General features: G+C 36.9%; 14 protein-coding genes. 7 read left to right on the top strand and 7 right to left on the bottom strand.

The features are described 5' to 3' along the window. Positions 1 to 575: 575 nt before the first annotated feature. Together hutH and EIB73_RS06855 are read right to left on the bottom strand one after the other, a co-directional pair. Complete coding sequence (gene hutH, locus EIB73_RS06860; RefSeq protein WP_125023855.1) at positions 576 to 2,066, bottom strand: histidine ammonia-lyase; 1,491 nt, start codon at positions 2,064 to 2,066, stop codon at positions 576 to 578. Positions 2,067 to 2,318: 252 nt separating this feature from the next. Beyond that, on the bottom strand, positions 2,319 to 2,870 hold the full coding sequence (locus EIB73_RS06855) for a hypothetical protein (protein WP_125023854.1): 552 nt from the start codon (positions 2,868 to 2,870) through the stop codon (positions 2,319 to 2,321). A gap of 202 nt (positions 2,871 to 3,072) precedes the next feature. Here EIB73_RS06855 and uvrC point away from each other — a divergent pair, with 202 nt between their 5' ends. After that, a complete protein-coding gene (uvrC, locus tag EIB73_RS06850; RefSeq protein WP_125023852.1) occupies positions 3,073 to 4,866 on the top strand; it encodes an excinuclease ABC subunit UvrC in 1,794 nt (597 codons plus the stop codon). Between the two features lie 4 nt (positions 4,867 to 4,870). Here the strand turns inward: uvrC and EIB73_RS06845 are convergent, their stop codons facing one another. From EIB73_RS06845 to EIB73_RS06835, 3 genes are all read right to left on the bottom strand, one after another. Beyond that, on the bottom strand, positions 4,871 to 5,647 hold the full coding sequence (locus EIB73_RS06845) for a hypothetical protein (RefSeq protein ID WP_125023850.1): 777 nt from the start codon (positions 5,645 to 5,647) through the stop codon (positions 4,871 to 4,873). 84 nt (positions 5,648 to 5,731) lie between these two features. Continuing rightward, a complete protein-coding gene (locus tag EIB73_RS06840; RefSeq protein ID WP_125023848.1) occupies positions 5,732 to 6,814 on the bottom strand; it encodes a putative type IX sorting system protein PorV2 in 1,083 nt (360 codons plus the stop codon). After that, positions 6,814 to 7,707, bottom strand: coding sequence for a DMT family transporter (locus EIB73_RS06835; RefSeq protein ID WP_125023846.1), 894 nt, complete (start codon positions 7,705 to 7,707; stop codon positions 6,814 to 6,816). The genes EIB73_RS06840 and EIB73_RS06835 overlap by 1 nt, the downstream gene beginning before the upstream one ends. A 327-nt stretch (positions 7,708 to 8,034) precedes the next feature. Between EIB73_RS06835 and EIB73_RS06830 the strand changes: the two genes are divergently transcribed. After that, a complete protein-coding gene (locus EIB73_RS06830) occupies positions 8,035 to 9,663 on the top strand; it encodes an acyl-CoA carboxylase subunit beta (protein ID WP_125023844.1) in 1,629 nt (542 codons plus the stop codon). Positions 9,664 to 9,680: 17 nt separating this feature from the next. Further along, on the top strand, positions 9,681 to 10,289 hold the full coding sequence (locus tag EIB73_RS06825) for a hypothetical protein (protein ID WP_125023842.1): 609 nt from the start codon (positions 9,681 to 9,683) through the stop codon (positions 10,287 to 10,289). Positions 10,290 to 10,366: 77 nt separating this feature from the next. Here EIB73_RS06825 and EIB73_RS06820 read toward each other — a convergent pair whose 3' ends face one another. Then, the gene (locus EIB73_RS06820; protein WP_125023840.1) at positions 10,367 to 10,876 is read right to left on the bottom strand and encodes a YceI family protein; all 510 of its coding nucleotides are present in this window, start codon (positions 10,874 to 10,876) and stop codon (positions 10,367 to 10,369) included. A 158-nt stretch (positions 10,877 to 11,034) separates the two neighbouring features. On the opposite strand from EIB73_RS06820, the gene EIB73_RS06815 reads away from it, so the two are divergent. The 3 genes from EIB73_RS06815 (at position 11,035) to EIB73_RS06805 (ending at position 14,417) form a co-directional block, all read left to right on the top strand. Beyond that, positions 11,035 to 11,703, top strand: a complete 669-nt coding sequence (locus EIB73_RS06815; protein WP_164467863.1) for a phosphatase PAP2 family protein — start codon at positions 11,035 to 11,037, stop codon at positions 11,701 to 11,703. 110 nt (positions 11,704 to 11,813) lie between these two features. Next, on the top strand, positions 11,814 to 13,955 hold the full coding sequence (locus tag EIB73_RS06810) for a S9 family peptidase (protein ID WP_125023836.1): 2,142 nt from the start codon (positions 11,814 to 11,816) through the stop codon (positions 13,953 to 13,955). A 3-nt stretch (positions 13,956 to 13,958) separates the two neighbouring features. Then, entirely contained in the window at positions 13,959 to 14,417 is a 459-nt protein-coding gene (locus tag EIB73_RS06805) for a DUF1801 domain-containing protein (protein ID WP_125023834.1), read from the top strand. An 83-nt stretch (positions 14,418 to 14,500) separates the two neighbouring features. Here the strand turns inward: EIB73_RS06805 and EIB73_RS06800 are convergent, their stop codons facing one another. Beyond that, positions 14,501 to 15,049, bottom strand: a complete 549-nt coding sequence (locus EIB73_RS06800) for an L-threonylcarbamoyladenylate synthase (RefSeq protein WP_125023832.1) — start codon at positions 15,047 to 15,049, stop codon at positions 14,501 to 14,503. 149 nt (positions 15,050 to 15,198) lie between these two features. Here EIB73_RS06800 and EIB73_RS06795 point away from each other — a divergent pair, with 149 nt between their 5' ends. Next, positions 15,199 to 16,218 (top strand): LLM class flavin-dependent oxidoreductase, encoded by a 1,020-nt coding sequence (locus tag EIB73_RS06795; RefSeq protein ID WP_125023830.1) that lies wholly within the window; start codon positions 15,199 to 15,201, stop codon positions 16,216 to 16,218. Positions 16,219 to 16,255 lie beyond the last annotated feature (37 nt).

The raw sequence follows: 16,255 nt of genomic DNA, 5'->3' as shown, positions 1-16,255 counted from the left end.
TAGGCTCAAGATTCACGATACCAGTGTTGGAAAAACAAGAGCAAGATAAACTACGCGACTAGAGGTCTAGATCATCGATTTTATGACTAATTTGATTTCCCTTTGTAAAAGAAAACTGACTGAAGTAATAGCCCGGATGGGAGCGGCATCCTTTTTTGCTTAGTGAGGGTTTTATATTTAAGCTGGAATGTAATAAGCAAAAAAGATAGAGCGGACAGCCGGACGGGTTTTGAAAAAATACTATATGGCTATGCTCCTAAAGTAATATAGCAATGTTTTTAAGAAATAAGCTTTTACTGAATTTCTGACACATGCGTAGCTTTTTATTATTCTTAAATTATTTTACTAAATCAATTTATAAATCTGGCTATTTTTAATCACTGGTGGTCATATATTTATCTTTTTATTGAGACTACAACCAAAAAGCCTTTTCTTTTAAGTCTAAAAGAAAAGGCTCTAACAGCAGTTTTTATGCTACATTGTTTTACTACTCGCTGATCAAGAGGATATCACTTATAGGTGAAGTGCTTTTGAATATATATCCCATTTAGAGTCAGATCTTTGTGACCTTATTTTCAATTGACTTCAAATTTTCGTTCTCTGATCAAATCTGCAATGGCCAGCATATCTTCACCGATTAATCGGTCTTCTTCCAGTTTTGCAACTTTTGTTCTGATCAAATCATAGGCATTTTCAACGTATTTTGAGCATTTTGCAGGACGTCTAAATTCTAATCCCTGCGCACCAAACATGAGTTCTACCGCCAGAATATTTTCTAAATTACCTAAGACTTGGTTAAATTTCCGACCTGAAATACTTCCCATGGAAACATGATCTTCCTGTCCTAAACTGGTCGGAATGGAATCTGCAGAAGCTGGGAAACATAAGGTTTTATTTTCGGTTACCAAAGCTGCAGAAGTATATTGCGGAATCATAAAGCCTGAATTAAGACCTGAACTTTCCGTCAACAATCTTGGTAAACCATATTTGCCTTCTAATAATAGATAACTTCTGCGATCTGATATATTACCAAGTTCCGCCGCGGCTAAAGTGGCATAATCCAAAGGCATCGCCAACAATTGACCATGAAAATTCCCACCGGATATTGATTCTTCAGCACTCAAAACGATCGGATTGTCAGTTACTGAATTCAATTCGGTTTCTGTTAAGTTTTTCAAATGTTCAAATGCATTTCTACTCGCCCCGTGAACTTGTGGAACGCATCGCATTGAATAAGGATCCTGAACGCGGTCACAAAATTCATGTGCCTGCAGGTTTTCTGAGTTTTTCAGAAATTTACGCATTCTTGCCGCTACTTTTTGACTTCCGTCAAAAGGCCGTATTTCATGAAGTTCTTTTTTAAAGGGACTTGAAGAACCACGATACGCTTCTAAACTTATAGCCGCCGTTAGATCTGCTAAATCTAAAATATATTCAAATTTATGTAGGCCTAAAATAGAATGTGCCAGGATGAACTGCGTGCCATTGATTAAACCTAAACCTTCTTTTGGGCCAAGTTTTAAAGGAGCTAAACCATTTTTTTCTAGAACAGGTCCGGCTTCCTTAATCTCATTTTTCTGCCATACTTTTCCTAAACCTAAAAGCGGCAAAACCAAATGAGCCAAAGGTGCAAGATCACCGGAAGCTCCCACTGATCCCTGCTCCGGTACGACGGGAATAATGTCTTTTTCCAGCATAATGATTAAACGCTCAATCATTTCCAGAGAGACTCCGGAAAAACCTTTAGACAAAGCATGAATTTTTGCAATCATCATGACTTTAGAAAGCTCTTTCGCAATTGGTTTACCCACACCCACGGCATGAGAAATAATCAAATTGTGCTGCAGAAGCGCAGTTTCTTCTTCGGATATTTTTACATCGCAAAGTGGTCCAAAACCAGTATTAATACCATAAACCGTTCGGTCTGAGGCTACGATCTTTTGAACATTCTGCTGAGATTTTAGTATTTTCTTTTTTGCTTCTTTGTTAAGTTTTGCTCTTTTTGGATCTTCCAAAATATCCAAAACATCTTTAATTGTAAAGGTATCTACTCCGTAAATTTTCATTGATAAGAATTTGCCTAAAATTACATCTTTTTAAAAGGTTGAGAAAATAGTTGATTGTCTTTTTTAGATGTTTACAAAAATCCTATAAAGAACATTTATCCTTTAATGAACGGTTAAATATTAGGTCAATTTTTGATCCTGTTATTTTATAATTTCCAAAAAGGCACTACAATATTTCATCAAAATATGAATCCCACTATTAGGATTTATTTTAAGATGATCAAAGTTTTTCGGAAAAATTCTGAAATCGCGCTATTCCCAAATCACGGGTAAGTTTTCGAAAACAACCGGTTGGGGATTTGAAAGCTGATCTTTAGGATAAGCATAAAGAATCAAAGCCCGAATGATTGGAAAATAGTTGGTGCTTTTCTTAAAAAATAGGGCACCTCTGTAAGGAATTCCGTCAACCAAATCAATAACCCGGATTTTACCATCGGTGGTTAGAAAAACCTGCGGGGTGTGATATTGCTTTCCTTGAGAATCTACGAGAACAGCTTTTTCGAATTGCAGGGATTTATGTAACTCTGAACTCATGTTGGTGTAAGAGAATTCTATAATGACGGTACCGTCCTTTTTTAATCCCCGAACATCATTGATGCTCAACCGTAAATTTTCAAAATCTGCGCTGCGGATGGCTTTTGAAAAATTAAGTGCTTTTTTGTAATAATCAACCTGTTTGGTCAGTTCTTCGATTTGCTGTTTGTCGATTTTACTTTGCTCCACTAAGGATAGTTGTGGTCCATTTTGTGCGGGCAGAAGTTGTGCTGCCAGTAATACCAGCACCAATTGTAGTTTTTTCTTCATGGTTAGTGTTTTTAGTTTGATTTCCGAATTATCTTTACAATATATTGATAATCAGAATTCGACGTTAAAATTAATATAATTTTTTGACAATCATATTCATTTTCTATCCAAGTTTTTAATTTCCGGTTTTTTATTTTGAACAAATGATGGGAACATTCACTGTCCTTATCGAAAGCTAGCGACATTTTCTTATTTTTGTAGAATGAATGTTGATCTGGAACTTCAGTTAAAAACTTTGCCTTCTCACCCTGGTGTTTATCGTTATTATGATAAAAAGGGACAGTTACTGTACGTGGGTAAAGCGAAAAATTTAAAAAAAAGAGTTCTTTCTTATTTTAATAAAACCTTGGCGGGTTACCGGACCAGACTTATGGTTGGCAAAATTCACCGTTTAGAAACAACCGTTGTAAACAGTGAGTACGATGCGCTTTTGCTTGAAAATAACCTAATCAAAGAACATCAGCCATTTTATAATGTCATGCTCAAGGATGATAAAACCTATCCTTGGATCTGCATCAAAAATGAAGATTTTCCACGCGTTTTTCTTACGCGGACGAAGATAAAAGACGGATCCGAATACTACGGTCCTTATGCAAAAGTCCGTCCCGCAAAAGTTCTGCTCGATACCATTAAACATATTTACAAAATACGCACCTGTAATTTAAATTTGGCTCCGGCTAAAATTGCGGAAGGCAAATACCGCGTTTGTCTGGAATATCATATTAAAAACTGTGAAGGCCCCTGCGAAATGCTGGAAATGAAAGAAAGCTACGATTTGAAGATTGAAGCAATTCGGGGTATTATTAAAGGCGATTTCCGTATTGCGAAAGAATATTTGGTGAGTCAAATGATGTCTTTCGCGGAAAATCTGGAATTTGAAAATGCCCAGATGGTCAAGGAAAGAATGGATTTGTTGGATAATTATCAGGTGAAGCATACGGTGGTAAATCCGAGTATTAATGATGTGGATGTTTTTGGAATGACGAGTGACGAAGCCGCGGCTTACATTAATTATTTTAAAATCCAGAACGGAAGTATTATTCAGAGTTTTACCACAGAGATCAAGAAAATTCTGGAAGAATCAGATGAAGATATTTTAGAAGAAGCTATGATTGAGATTCGCCAGAAATTTGATTCTAATTCTAAAGAAATTTTGATTCCCTTTCACTTGACTTTAGAAATTCCGAATGTAAAGTTGATCGTTCCTAAAGTTGGTGACAAGAAAAGAATTATAGAACTGTCTGAAAAAAATGCGAAAGAATACCGTGTTGAAAAATTGAAACAGGTTCAGATCGTTGATCCCGAAAGACATACCAACAGAATCATGGCCGAAATGCAAAAATTGCTGCGAATGCCCGTGGAGCCGAGACATATAGAAGGTTTTGATAATTCAAATATTCAGGGGACAAATCCAGTGTCTGCCTGCGTCGTTTTTAAAGATGGAAAGCCGAGCAAATCTGATTATCGGATTTTTCATCCGAAAACAGTTGTGGGCCCCGACGATTACAAAACCATGGAAGAAGTCATCTATCGACGGTACAAAAGACTTTTGGAAGAAGATGATGATCTTCCGCAACTGATCTTAATTGATGGAGGAAAAGGACAGCTTTCGTCTGCCGTAAAAAGTTTAAAGTTGCTCGGTTTATATGGAAAAATAACCATTATTGGAATTGCGAAAAGACTCGAAGAAATTTATTTCCCCGAAGATCCTATTCCTTTATACCTGGATAAAAAATCTGAAACGCTGAAAATTCTGCAAAGAGTTCGGGATGAATCTCACCGTTTCGGCGTAAAACATCACCGTGCAAGAAGAACGAATTCTACCATAAAATCTGAACTCGATGGAATTCCCGGCGTTGGTGAAAAAACCGTAGAATTGCTGCTCCAAAAATTGAAATCTGTAAAGCGGATCAAAGAATCAAATCTGGAAACTTTAGAGGAAATCTTAGGTAAATCGAAAGGCAAAGTAGTTTGGGAATATTTTAATTCAAACTAAATTTTTATTTTTTCTCAAAAATTTCCTTTCTTAGACTTCTGTCGGTATTGGTTATTTCTACAATGATACTTCCGTTCTCTAAATAACCTATTGTCGAATTTCCATCCTGAAGCTGCACTCGATATACTTCTTTTTTAGTGGAAGGTTTAAAGGTCGCATATGGAATAGAATTGTTTGGATTTACTAAAATAAATTCTCCGTTCGTCAAGAATATTTGGTGAAGCGTTAATGAGCCTTTTTGATAGACTTCAGCTTTCTGATCTGCGGTTGCCAGTGTTTTTGGGGCCGGAACAATTTGAATATCTTTCACTTCTTCTACAGATCGATTCTCTTTTTTAGGTTCCTCTTTTTGTAAAGCAACTGTTTTTTTATAGTTCGATATTGAGATTGAATTTGTCGCATTTTGTAAAGCATCGCGCAATCCTTCGTCGAATTCCTTTATAAAAGATTTGCCTTCTATGGAAGCGATTGTTTTATTGTGGCAGTCTTTAAACTCAATTTTAAGTCGGTTTTTAAAAATATTGCTGGTGTTAACAACGTCAGCGTTAAGAACCTCACAAGGATCCTGTTTTGCTTCCGTAGGCCATTCCGTCTTATTTTCATTAAGAATGATGAACTTTTTTTGCTTCAGTTTCTCTTTTAACAAATCATTTAAACCATATTTATTCTGCTCAAAATCGGTGAACTTTTGTGGGACATAAATGTATTGGTAATCAGAAACATTTTGTCCGAACAAAGAAATTATTAAAAAGAGAGGCAAGATCTGCAGAAATTTTTTCATAATGTAATTTAAAGTGAAGATAGTAATTTTAAAAAAATAATGCTGAAGAGCGTGTTCTTAAAATGTAAATTTTAAAATGCTGAATTAATTTCTAAAATCACCCATATCCAATTTCAAAGAAAAGAAATTAGAGTAAAAATTAGAACCGCCAATCCCAGAATTGGTGATCGCGTAATCAAGTGTTAAGCCCTGGTATTTAATGCCAATTCCCGCACTTGGCTGGAAGGAAACTTTTCTTTTTAAATTCTCGATATCGGTAATCGTTTGAAAGCGGTTTAAACCTACTCTCACAAAAATCATATCCTGGAATTTCAGTTCAGCTCCGGCATATGGAGTAATACTTGCAAAATCAGTTGAAATAACTGCAGCAGTTTTGGCAAAATCAACGTTTAATCCTGCTTCGGGTAACAATTCGAACTCTCGGCTCAGCTCAAAGTTTTTGCTCACTCCGATGTTCAGTTTAGGCATCGTGATTTCCAGTTTGTCTTTTGGTGCCGGATTGAATTCTTCCCCGTTTACCACCGTAGAAAGTTCTTTCTGATTAACCGTCCAAAAATTAACTGTTGTTGTCGCATCTTTTAAAACCGCTCCATAGTTCCAGCCGTCATCGGAATGGTAAATTGCACCTACATCAAATCCAAAACCATATCCGCTCGCAAATTTCCCTACGTTTCTGTAGACCAGTTTTGCATTTACCCCTACATCTAATTTCTGATTTCCACCGGGGTGAAAGGCATAAGAAAGCAAAGCTGCGTAGTCCGACTGCGAAAAACTTGTAATTTTATCGTAATCTATATTTCCTTCCGGATCGATTAATTGCGTAGTATTAAGAATATTGTCAATTCCCAAACGAACAATTGAAATCGCGAAAACGCCTCCATTATTATCCAGTGGTTTGGCAAAGGCGAGGTAATCATATTTTGCAATAGATTCAAAGTATTCTGCATGCATTGCAGCTCCTTGCCAATCGCGGTCAATACCCAGTAAACCCGCAGGATTCCACATGGGCGAGTACACATCATTTTGGTTTGAAATTACGGCGCCACCCATTGCAAGACCACGCGCTCCTGCACCAATGCTTAAGAATTCATTGGAATATTTACGTACAATCTGCGCTTCAGAACAAATTCCCGTGGCGAGTAGAGTGGCAAAAAATAATTTTTTCATCAATGCGGTACTTTTTTTACAGCTGCGTTTTTTCGAGATTTCAAAACACCATTAACTACAATGGCCAAGATCATAATCAAAGAAGCGACATAAAATATCGGACTCATTTCCTCCGAAGCTCCAAAGATAAAAAAAGCAAGGATAATTCCGTAAACCGGTTCTAAATTTACCGTTAAAATCAAGGTAAAAGGAGAAATATATTTCATGAGGTTCACCGATTCCAGCATCGGAAATGCCGTAAAAATACTTGCTAATATAATAATTAACGCTAAATCACGACCACTTATTTCGTTCATCTGAAAAATTTGTCCCGTGACCATATAGAAAATCGTCAAAATAAGAAGGCCGGAAAAAATTTCGTAAAAAATAATGTTTCCGGAGCTTGTCTTACCAAAGATCTTTCCATTAAAAACAGAAAATATAGTTCCGAAAAGTGCGGTAAGTATCCCGTAAAAAATACCTTCTTTATATTGAAATTCAGTTTTAAAGATCATGCCCATACAAAGAACAATTACGATTCCCATAATAACTTCTATAATGTCAACTTTCCTTTTAAAGATAATCGGTTCCAAAATGGAGGCGAAAAGCGTAGAAAGAGAAAGGCAGCTTAAGGCGATAGAAACATTAGAAACTTTAATAGAATAGAAAAAGCAAAGCCAGTGAAACGCCATAAAACCCCCAATTATAGAGAGTTGTATAAAAAGTTTTTTAGAAACTTTAATGCTTTCCTTTTTGTAGAATCGAATAAATATGAAAAGAAAAAAGGCCGCAAAAGCCATTCGGTAGAACACCAATACATTTGCGTTTGCGTGAATCAGTTTACCTAAAATGGCGGTAAAACCCCACAAAAAAACAATTAAATGAAGTCGGAAAAGAGCGGAGTTTTTGAACACAGTATTTAATTTTTTGAACTTCTGCAAATCTACAAATCCCTTTTCGATTTCGTGGTTATTCCCAAAATGATTTTTAGGTAAAAAAAAACCTGAAAATTTTTAAAACTTTCAGGGTCTTCAAATAATAAACTATTAAAAAAAATAAACTAGGGATGAAATTAAAGGTAATTTCTCGTTGTTTAAACGAGACATTTAGCCATTTATTTTTTTTAAAATGTTAAAGTTTTCTGTAAATAATTTTCTGACCGTCAAAGTATTACTGCCACGCGGGTATTGCGTCGTAAATTATTTTAAAAAATCTTACCTTTAGACAAATTTTTGCAACCTATGAACTTAGAATTTAATAAAAGAGAAGATCAGAATAAATTGAAACTCGGCGCGATAAACAGTTTGCTCACTGAAATAAAAAAAGGGGGCGGCGAAAAAAGATTGCAGAAGCAGCGTGATGAAGGAAAGCTTACCGCACGGGAAAGAATCGACTATCTTCTGGATAAAAATTCGGATTCAATTGAGATCGGAGCCTTTGCAGGTTATGAAATGTATGAAGAACAGGGCGGTTGTCCGAGCGGCGGCGTAGTAGTAGTGATGGGGTATGTCTCAGGACGACAGTGTTTGGTTGTGGCCAATGACGCTTCGGTGAAAGCGGGAGCCTGGTTTCCTATTACAGCAAAAAAGAATCTTCGCGCACAGGAAATATCAATGGAAAATAAACTACCCATTATTTACCTTGTAGATTCTGCAGGGGTTTTCTTGCCGATGCAGGATGAGATTTTCCCCGATAAAGAACATTTTGGCAGAATTTTCCGAAACAACGCAAAAATGAGTTCCATGGGAATTCTTCAGATTTCTGCCGTTATGGGAAGTTGTGTTGCGGGTGGAGCGTACTTACCGATTATGAGCGACGAAGCCATGATTGTTGATAAAACAGGTTCTATTTTTTTAGCCGGAAGTTATTTAGTAAAAGCTGCAATTGGAGAAACCATTGATAATGAAAGTCTGGGTGGTGCGACCATGCATTGCGAAATTTCAGGGGTAACCGATTATAAAGCAAAAGATGACAAAGATGCTTTAGACCGAATTAAAAATATAATGAAGTCAGTCGGCGATTACGAAAAAGCCGGATTCGACAGAATTGAAAGTTTCCCACCAAAACAAAAAGTGGAGGAGGTTTTCGGACATATGCCAGTTTCCAGAACAGAACAATATGATACTTTTGACATTATAAAGTCTTTGGTTGATAACTCAGAATACGAGGAATATAAAGGAGATTACGGAAAAACAATTATTTGCGCTACCGCCCGAATCGATGGCTGGAGTGTTGGAATTGTTGCGAATCAACGTAAATTAGTAAAAAACGGAAAAGGAGAAATGCAGTTTGGCGGCGTTATTTATTCGGACTCTGCAGATAAAGCCACCCGATTTATTGCAAACTGTAACCAAAGAAAAATCCCTTTAATATTTTTACAGGATGTTACCGGATTTATGGTGGGATCAAAATCAGAACAAGGTGGAATCATCAAAGACGGAGCGAAAATGGTGAACGCAGTTTCTAATTCTGTGGTTCCCAAATTTACAGTGATTACAGGAAATTCTTATGGTGCCGGAAATTACGCAATGTGTGGAAAAGCATATGATCCAAGATTGATTATTGCGTGGCCTTGGGCAGAACTTGCCGTAATGGGAGGCAGTCAGGCCGCAAAAGTTTTGGCTCAAATTCAAACTTCTACTTTGAAAAAGCAAGGAAAAGAAATTTCTGCAGAAGAAGAGCAGGAAATTTTGAAAACCATTTCAGAAAGATATCAGAAACAAACTGAACCGACGTATGCTGCAGCCAGATTATGGACGGACGCCATCATTAATCCAGTCGATACCAGAAAATGGATTTCGATGGGAATAGAAGCGGCAAATCATGCTCCGATTACTGAAAAATTTAATTTAGGAGTCATTCAGGTTTAATGCCTAAAAAAGTAACCATGAAAAATTTAACCTTCCTTTTTGCCATTTTGAGTTTCAGTCTTTTTTCCGCACAATGCGTAATTAAAGGGACTGACCAGGTTCAGGTGGGTGAAAAACAATTGTATACCGTATATTCTAATCAGGAACCTTGCACAAACTGTCTGCAGTGGAAACACGATGATCAGAAACTGATTTTTGAAACTGAAACAAATATTCCACAGGTCACCATCAAGGGGTCTGTTCCCGGAACTGCGGTTTTGTCAGTAGAAGGAAAGTCTGCTACTGGATTGTTGAAATGTGAGAAGACGATTCAAATAATTGCGCCACTTGAATCTATTTTGGCTCCTGAAAAAGTGGAATGTGATATTAAAGTCGAAGAATTGCGGGAATTTAAAACAGCTCAGAATAAAGTGACTTTTGAATCTGCACCAGTCGGAAAAAATGACACTTACACTTGGACGGTCACTTACAGAAGCGGTGAAAAGAAAATTTCCACGGATAAAACGCCGCAGTTTGATTTTTCGAATGAAAATGTAATTTCTGAAGTTGAATTAAAAGTAAATACGCCAAAGTGTACACGAAAACTTTCAAAATCGTACAATGATTATTTTTGGTATTTCTTTTAAATTTTGATTACCAATATTTAGAAAAACAAAAAGTTCACCCGACTACGGGTGAACTTTTTTTGATAAAAATTATATTTTTACGCTTTTACAAACTGCAGTTCTCCAGCGATTTTCACTTCGTCAGAAACCATTACCCCGCCTGTTTCCAGAGCTGCGTTCCAATTTAAGCCGAAATCACTTCTTTTGATTTTACCTTCAAATGAAAAGCCAGCTTTGGTTTGGCCGTAAGGATCAACATTGATCCCACCGAATTCAACATCTAATTGAACAGGTTTTGTAACGCCATTCATCGTAAGATTTCCGGTGATTTCATTATTTAAAGAATCAGTTTCAAAAGTAATTTGTGGATTCGCTTCTACGTTGAAAAAATCTTCACTTTTCAAGTGTTTATCTCGGTCTGCACTGTTTGTACTGATAGAATCAGTCTGAATCGTTGCTTTTACTTTTGCATTTTTAAAAGTGTCATCTTCTGCTTCCATTTCTGCAGTGAAGGTGTTGAATGATCCTTTAACATTAGAAATCATCATGTGTCTTACTTTAAAAGTAATTTCGCTGTGACTTGGGTCTAAATTCCATTTATTTGCCATAATAATATATTTTATGTGTTTTTAATTTTGATAATGCAAAGATATGCCGGTATAAATGTATATCCATTGATGTAGGTTAAGAATGTATTAATTTTTACATTTGTTACTACGACTTTACTATGAAAAAATATTATGCTTTCTTATTGATGTGCTTTTTTATGAGTAACAATTACGCTCAACAAAAAGATTCCGTGAAAATTAAAAATCAGCGTTTCGATTTCCAATATAAAAAATTGTATGTGCCCGCTGGATTAATGATTTCCGGAATCATCGCTGACGGGCGCGGGAAAGAATCGCTAAAAAATGAAATCGTAGAAGAACGTAATGAACATCTTTTTGGTTTTGAAAATCACCTGGATGATTATGCGCAGTTTTTACCCTTCGCCGCAATTTATGGCTTTGAAATCGCAGGTATGAAACCCAGAACGGATTATAAGAACCGAACGGCGATTTTAGTTAAGGGACAATTAGTCAATTTAGGTTTGGTCTATATCCTGAAAAAATCTTTAAAGGAAACCCGTCCTGATGGGACCGCATATTCTTTTCCTTCCGGTCACACTGCTAATGTTTTTGCAGGGGCGACTATGCTTTCTATCGAGTATGGGGAGCAGCACAAATGGGTTCCGTACGCTGCGTATGGCGTTGCAACAACCGTGGGCGCGATGAGAATGATTAATAATAAACACTATATTTCTGATGTTCTTTTCGGCGCTGGTTTAGGAATTCTCTCCATGAAAGCCGCGTACTGGACCCATCAGTACAAATGGAACCGCCCGAAAGCTGACCAAGATCCGCTCACCGTTTTGTACACTTCGCCAAAGAATTAGGAGCTTTATTGAAATCAATTTTATTTATTAATTTTAGCCATCCTTTGATAGAGGCTTAAAACCTATAATTAAAGGGTTCTTTTCTATTTTAAAATAATATTATATATCTAATGAAATTATCTAAACTCTCTTTTCTTGTTCTGTTTTCCGGAAGTTGTCTGTTTGCCCAAAATCAAAAATTCACCATTGCTGAAGCCGTAAACGGATTAAGAAGCAATCTTGCCGTGAAAAACATTTCCCAGTTTTCTTGGTCTGATGATGGCAAATCCTATTATCAAGCAACTAAAAATGGTTATTTGGTAACTGACCTTGCTACGCAGAAACAAGATACTTTGGTTTCATTGCATCAGTTGAATACTACATTGTCTTTGGATAAAAAATTAAAATCTTTTCCCAGAATTACATTTGTAACAAAAGATAAGGGATATTTCAGTCAGAACTCTCAAGACTTCTGGATTGAGCGTTCCGGCAAAGTGTGGAAAATAAAAGAAGGAATATCGCGGGATAAAGAAGCGGAAAACGCGGAAGCATTTAGTGATAATGAAGGCTTCGTGTATACCATCAAAAATAATTTATACTATACTAAAAACGGAAAAGTAATTCAGATTACCAATGATTCCAACGAAGATATTCTGAACGGACAGGCAGTTCATCAACGGGAGTTTGGGATCACAAAAGGAATTTTCATTTCCCCGGACAATTCCAGAATTGCTTTCTACAGAATGGATCAGTCAATGGTGAAGGATTATCCAATTATTGACTGGAGTGTGGTACCGGCGGTGAATAAAAATATTAAATATCCGATGGCGGGAACGCCGTCTCATCATGTGACTTTAGGAATTTATGATATCAAAACCAATAAAACTACTTTTTTAAATACTGAAGGCGATCCGGAACAATATCTGACCGTTATTACCTGGAGTCCAGACTCTAAATCAGTTTTTGTTGGAGTGCTAAACCGAGATCAGAATGATTTGAAAATGAATCAGTACAATGCTTCTACCGGAAGTTTTATGAAGAAATTATTCGAAGAGCAATCTGATAAATATGTAGAACCACAACAGCCTTTATTATTTTTCCCGAATTCAAATACCGATTTTATTTGGCAAAGTCAGCGACCAGGATATAATCATCTCTTCCATTATAATGTAGATAAAGGCTTGGTCGCGCAGCTGACGAAAGGTGATTGGCTTGTGACTGATGTTCTCGGTTTTAATGAAAAGAAAAAAGAAATATTTTACGTTTCTACGCAGGAATCTCCGCTGGAAAGACATCTTTACAAAGTAGACTGGACGAATTTTAAAACCCAACGACTGGATCAAGGTGCCGGAATGCACTCCGGTATTTTGAGCAAAGACGGAAATCACCTTTATGATATTTACAGCAACGCAACAACGCCAAGAAGTGTAAATCTAATCAATACGAACACAGCGAAAGTCAAGAATATTTTGACGGCAGAAAACACCTTAAAAACGTACCAGCGACCGGAAATTAAAAATGTCACTTTAAAAGCAGATGACGGAACACCTTTATACGGTAAAATCATTCTGCCAACCGATTTTGATGCGAACAAAAAATATCCGGTAATTGTGTATTTGTACAATGGTCCGCACGCTCAACTGGTAACCGATAGTTTCCCAGCCTCAGGGAATTTGTGGTACGAGTTTATGGCGCAAAAAGGATACATTGTTTTCACCATGGACGGACGAGGTTCTTCTAACCGTGGATTAAAATTTGAACAGGCCATTTTCAGACATGCCGGCGAAACTGAAATGAAAGATCAACTGCAAGGTGTTGCTTATTTAAAATCTCTACCTTACGTAGATGCCGATCGATTGGGAATTCATGGTTGGAGTTATGGTGGATTTATGACCACAAGTTTCATGTTGAAACATCCAGACGTTTTCAAAGTAGCGGTTGCAGGTGGTCCCGTGATCGACTGGAATATGTATGAAATTATGTACACCGAACGATATATGGATTCGCCACAAAATAATCCGGAAGGATATAAACAGGCCAATCTTTTAGATAAAGTCCAAAACCTAAAAGGTCATTTATTAATGATTCACGGCGCCCAAGATAATGTTGTGGTTTGGCAACATTCCATGAACTTTTTAAAGGCTGCGGTAGATCATGGAGTGCAGATGGATTACTTTGTTTATCCGGGACATGAGCATAATGTTTTAGGAAAAGACAGAGTTCACTTAATGCAAAAAGTGACCGATTATTTTGATGAATATTTGAAAAAATAAAATATGAAAATCGAGGCAAATTCTGTGGAAGAATATTTGAATCAAGTTCCGGAAGAAAGAAAAGCTTCTTTCCGAAAATTGTATGAAACAGTTTCTCAAAATTTGCCTCCTGGTTTTCAGGACCAGCTCAGCTACGGTATGATTGGGTGGAGCATTCCACTGGAAACCTATCCGGCTGGTTATCATTGCACGCCAAATACACCTTTGCCTTTTATAAATTTAGCTTCTCAGAAAAATTTCATTGCACTTTACCACATGGGCATTTATGCCAATCCAGAATTATTAAACTGGTTCGTAGCAGAATATCCAAAATATTCTCCCCGAAAATTAGACATGGGAAAATCCTGTATAAGATTCAAGAAAGTTGAAGACATTCCGTTTGAATTAATTGCGGAGTTATGTCAGAAAATAACTCCGGAAGATTGGATTACTTTATATGAAAGGGAATTTAAAAAGAAATAGTTAGCTGTTTTTTGTGAACTTTTATGCAGTGTACTTTCACTTAGTAATCATTAAACTTTTGTGACTTTTGTGGTTCAAAAATATTATTCCCGGATCACTTTAATTCGTCCATCATTCCAAATTCTAATCACTGAAGATCCAGAATATTCCGAAACTTTATCGTGATTTTCTTCGGCTACAAAATCTACAGCCTCCACAATTTCCTGTGAAATATCTGAAAATTTCATCGGTGATTTTTCACCGCTAAAATTCGCTGAGGTTGAAACCAAAGGTTTATTTAATTTGGTAATAATCTTCTTTAAAAATAAATCATCAACTAACCGAATTCCGAGACTTCCATCTTCTGCCAGGATTTCTTTCGGTAAACCTTTCGGGTTATCATAAATTAAAGTTACCGGTTTTTCCGACAAGTCCATAATTTCCCAGGCCATTTCGGGAACTTCAACCAAATCTTCCAAACGTTTTGCAGATTCTACCAAAATGATCATCGACTTGTTTTTCTCCCGTTTTTTGATTTCAAAGATTTTATTGATGGCTTCAATATTGGTCGCATCACATCCGATTCCCCAAATAGTGTCGGTAGGATAGAGGATGGTTCCGCCGGATTTTAAAGTTTCGATGAGTTTTTCCATGGATGATTTATGGTGAATTTTTTTAAAATTTCAATAGATGCAAAAGTAATTAAAAATTTGACGTTAATTTTTAAGATCGGTTCTTATCATTCATCAATGCTTTTAAATTTCAATTAAAGTAATTTTGTAGAATCAAAAATCAAAGTGTTATGGAATTAGGAATTGGAATGTTTGGCGACTTAGCCGTTGACCAAAATACCGGAAAATATAAAGATGCGGGCGTTAAAATCCGCGAAATTTTAGGTCAGGTAAAATTAATGGATGAAGTCGGAATCGACGTCTTTGCCATGGGGGAACATCATCGCCAGGATTATGCCGTTTCATCTCCTGAAATGGTTTTAGCCGGCGCGGCAAGCATTACGAAAAATATCAAATTAGCAAGTGGAGTAACTGTTTTAAGTTCCTCAGAACCCGTAAAAGTATATGAGGATTTTGCAACTTTAGATTTAATTTCTGATGGTCGTGCTGAAATTTTCGTTGGTCGTGGCAGTTTCACCGAATCATTTCCGCTTTATGGTTACTCACTAAATGATTACGAGCAACTTTTCGATGAAAAACTAGACCTTTTACTTAAAATAAATTCCGAAGAAAACGTTTCCTGGACAGGAAAACTTCGGGCACCGATGAAGAATCAGACGGTTTATCCACGGGCTAAAAATGACGGCAAACTTCCAATCTGGCGAGCCGTGGGCGGAACACCACAATCAGTTTTAAGTGCCGCGAAATTAGGAATGCCGCTCATCGTGGCCATCATTGGCGGAATGCCGGTTCAGTTTAAAAGTCTGGTCGATTTTTATAAGCAGGAATATCTGGCCGCAGGTCACGCAGAATCTGACATGCAGATCGCCATTCATTCCCACACTTTTGTAAGTGAAGATCAAAAAGTGATCGATGGATACTTTGAAAATTATAAATCGCAAATGGACCGAATCGGCGCGACCAGAGGTTGGGCACCTTACACCAGAATGCAGTACGACGGTGGAAGAAGCAAAGAAGGCGCATTATTTATCGGGAATACCAATGAAGTTGCAGACAAAATTCAGCAGGTGAAAGAGATTTTCGGTCTCACCCGATTTATTGGACATATGGATGTTGGCGCACCGGAAAATGACGTGATGATGAAATCTATTGAGCTGTTTGGTGAAAAGATAGCACCTTTGGTCAGATAAATTTTTCAAGTAAAGAAATACTTAAAAAGGCGGGTTT

This window comes from Kaistella carnis, from assembly GCF_003860585.1.
Taxonomy (GTDB): Bacteria; Bacteroidota; Bacteroidia; order Flavobacteriales; family Weeksellaceae; genus Kaistella; species Kaistella carnis.
This window is presented reverse-complemented; position numbering and strand designations above follow the sequence as displayed.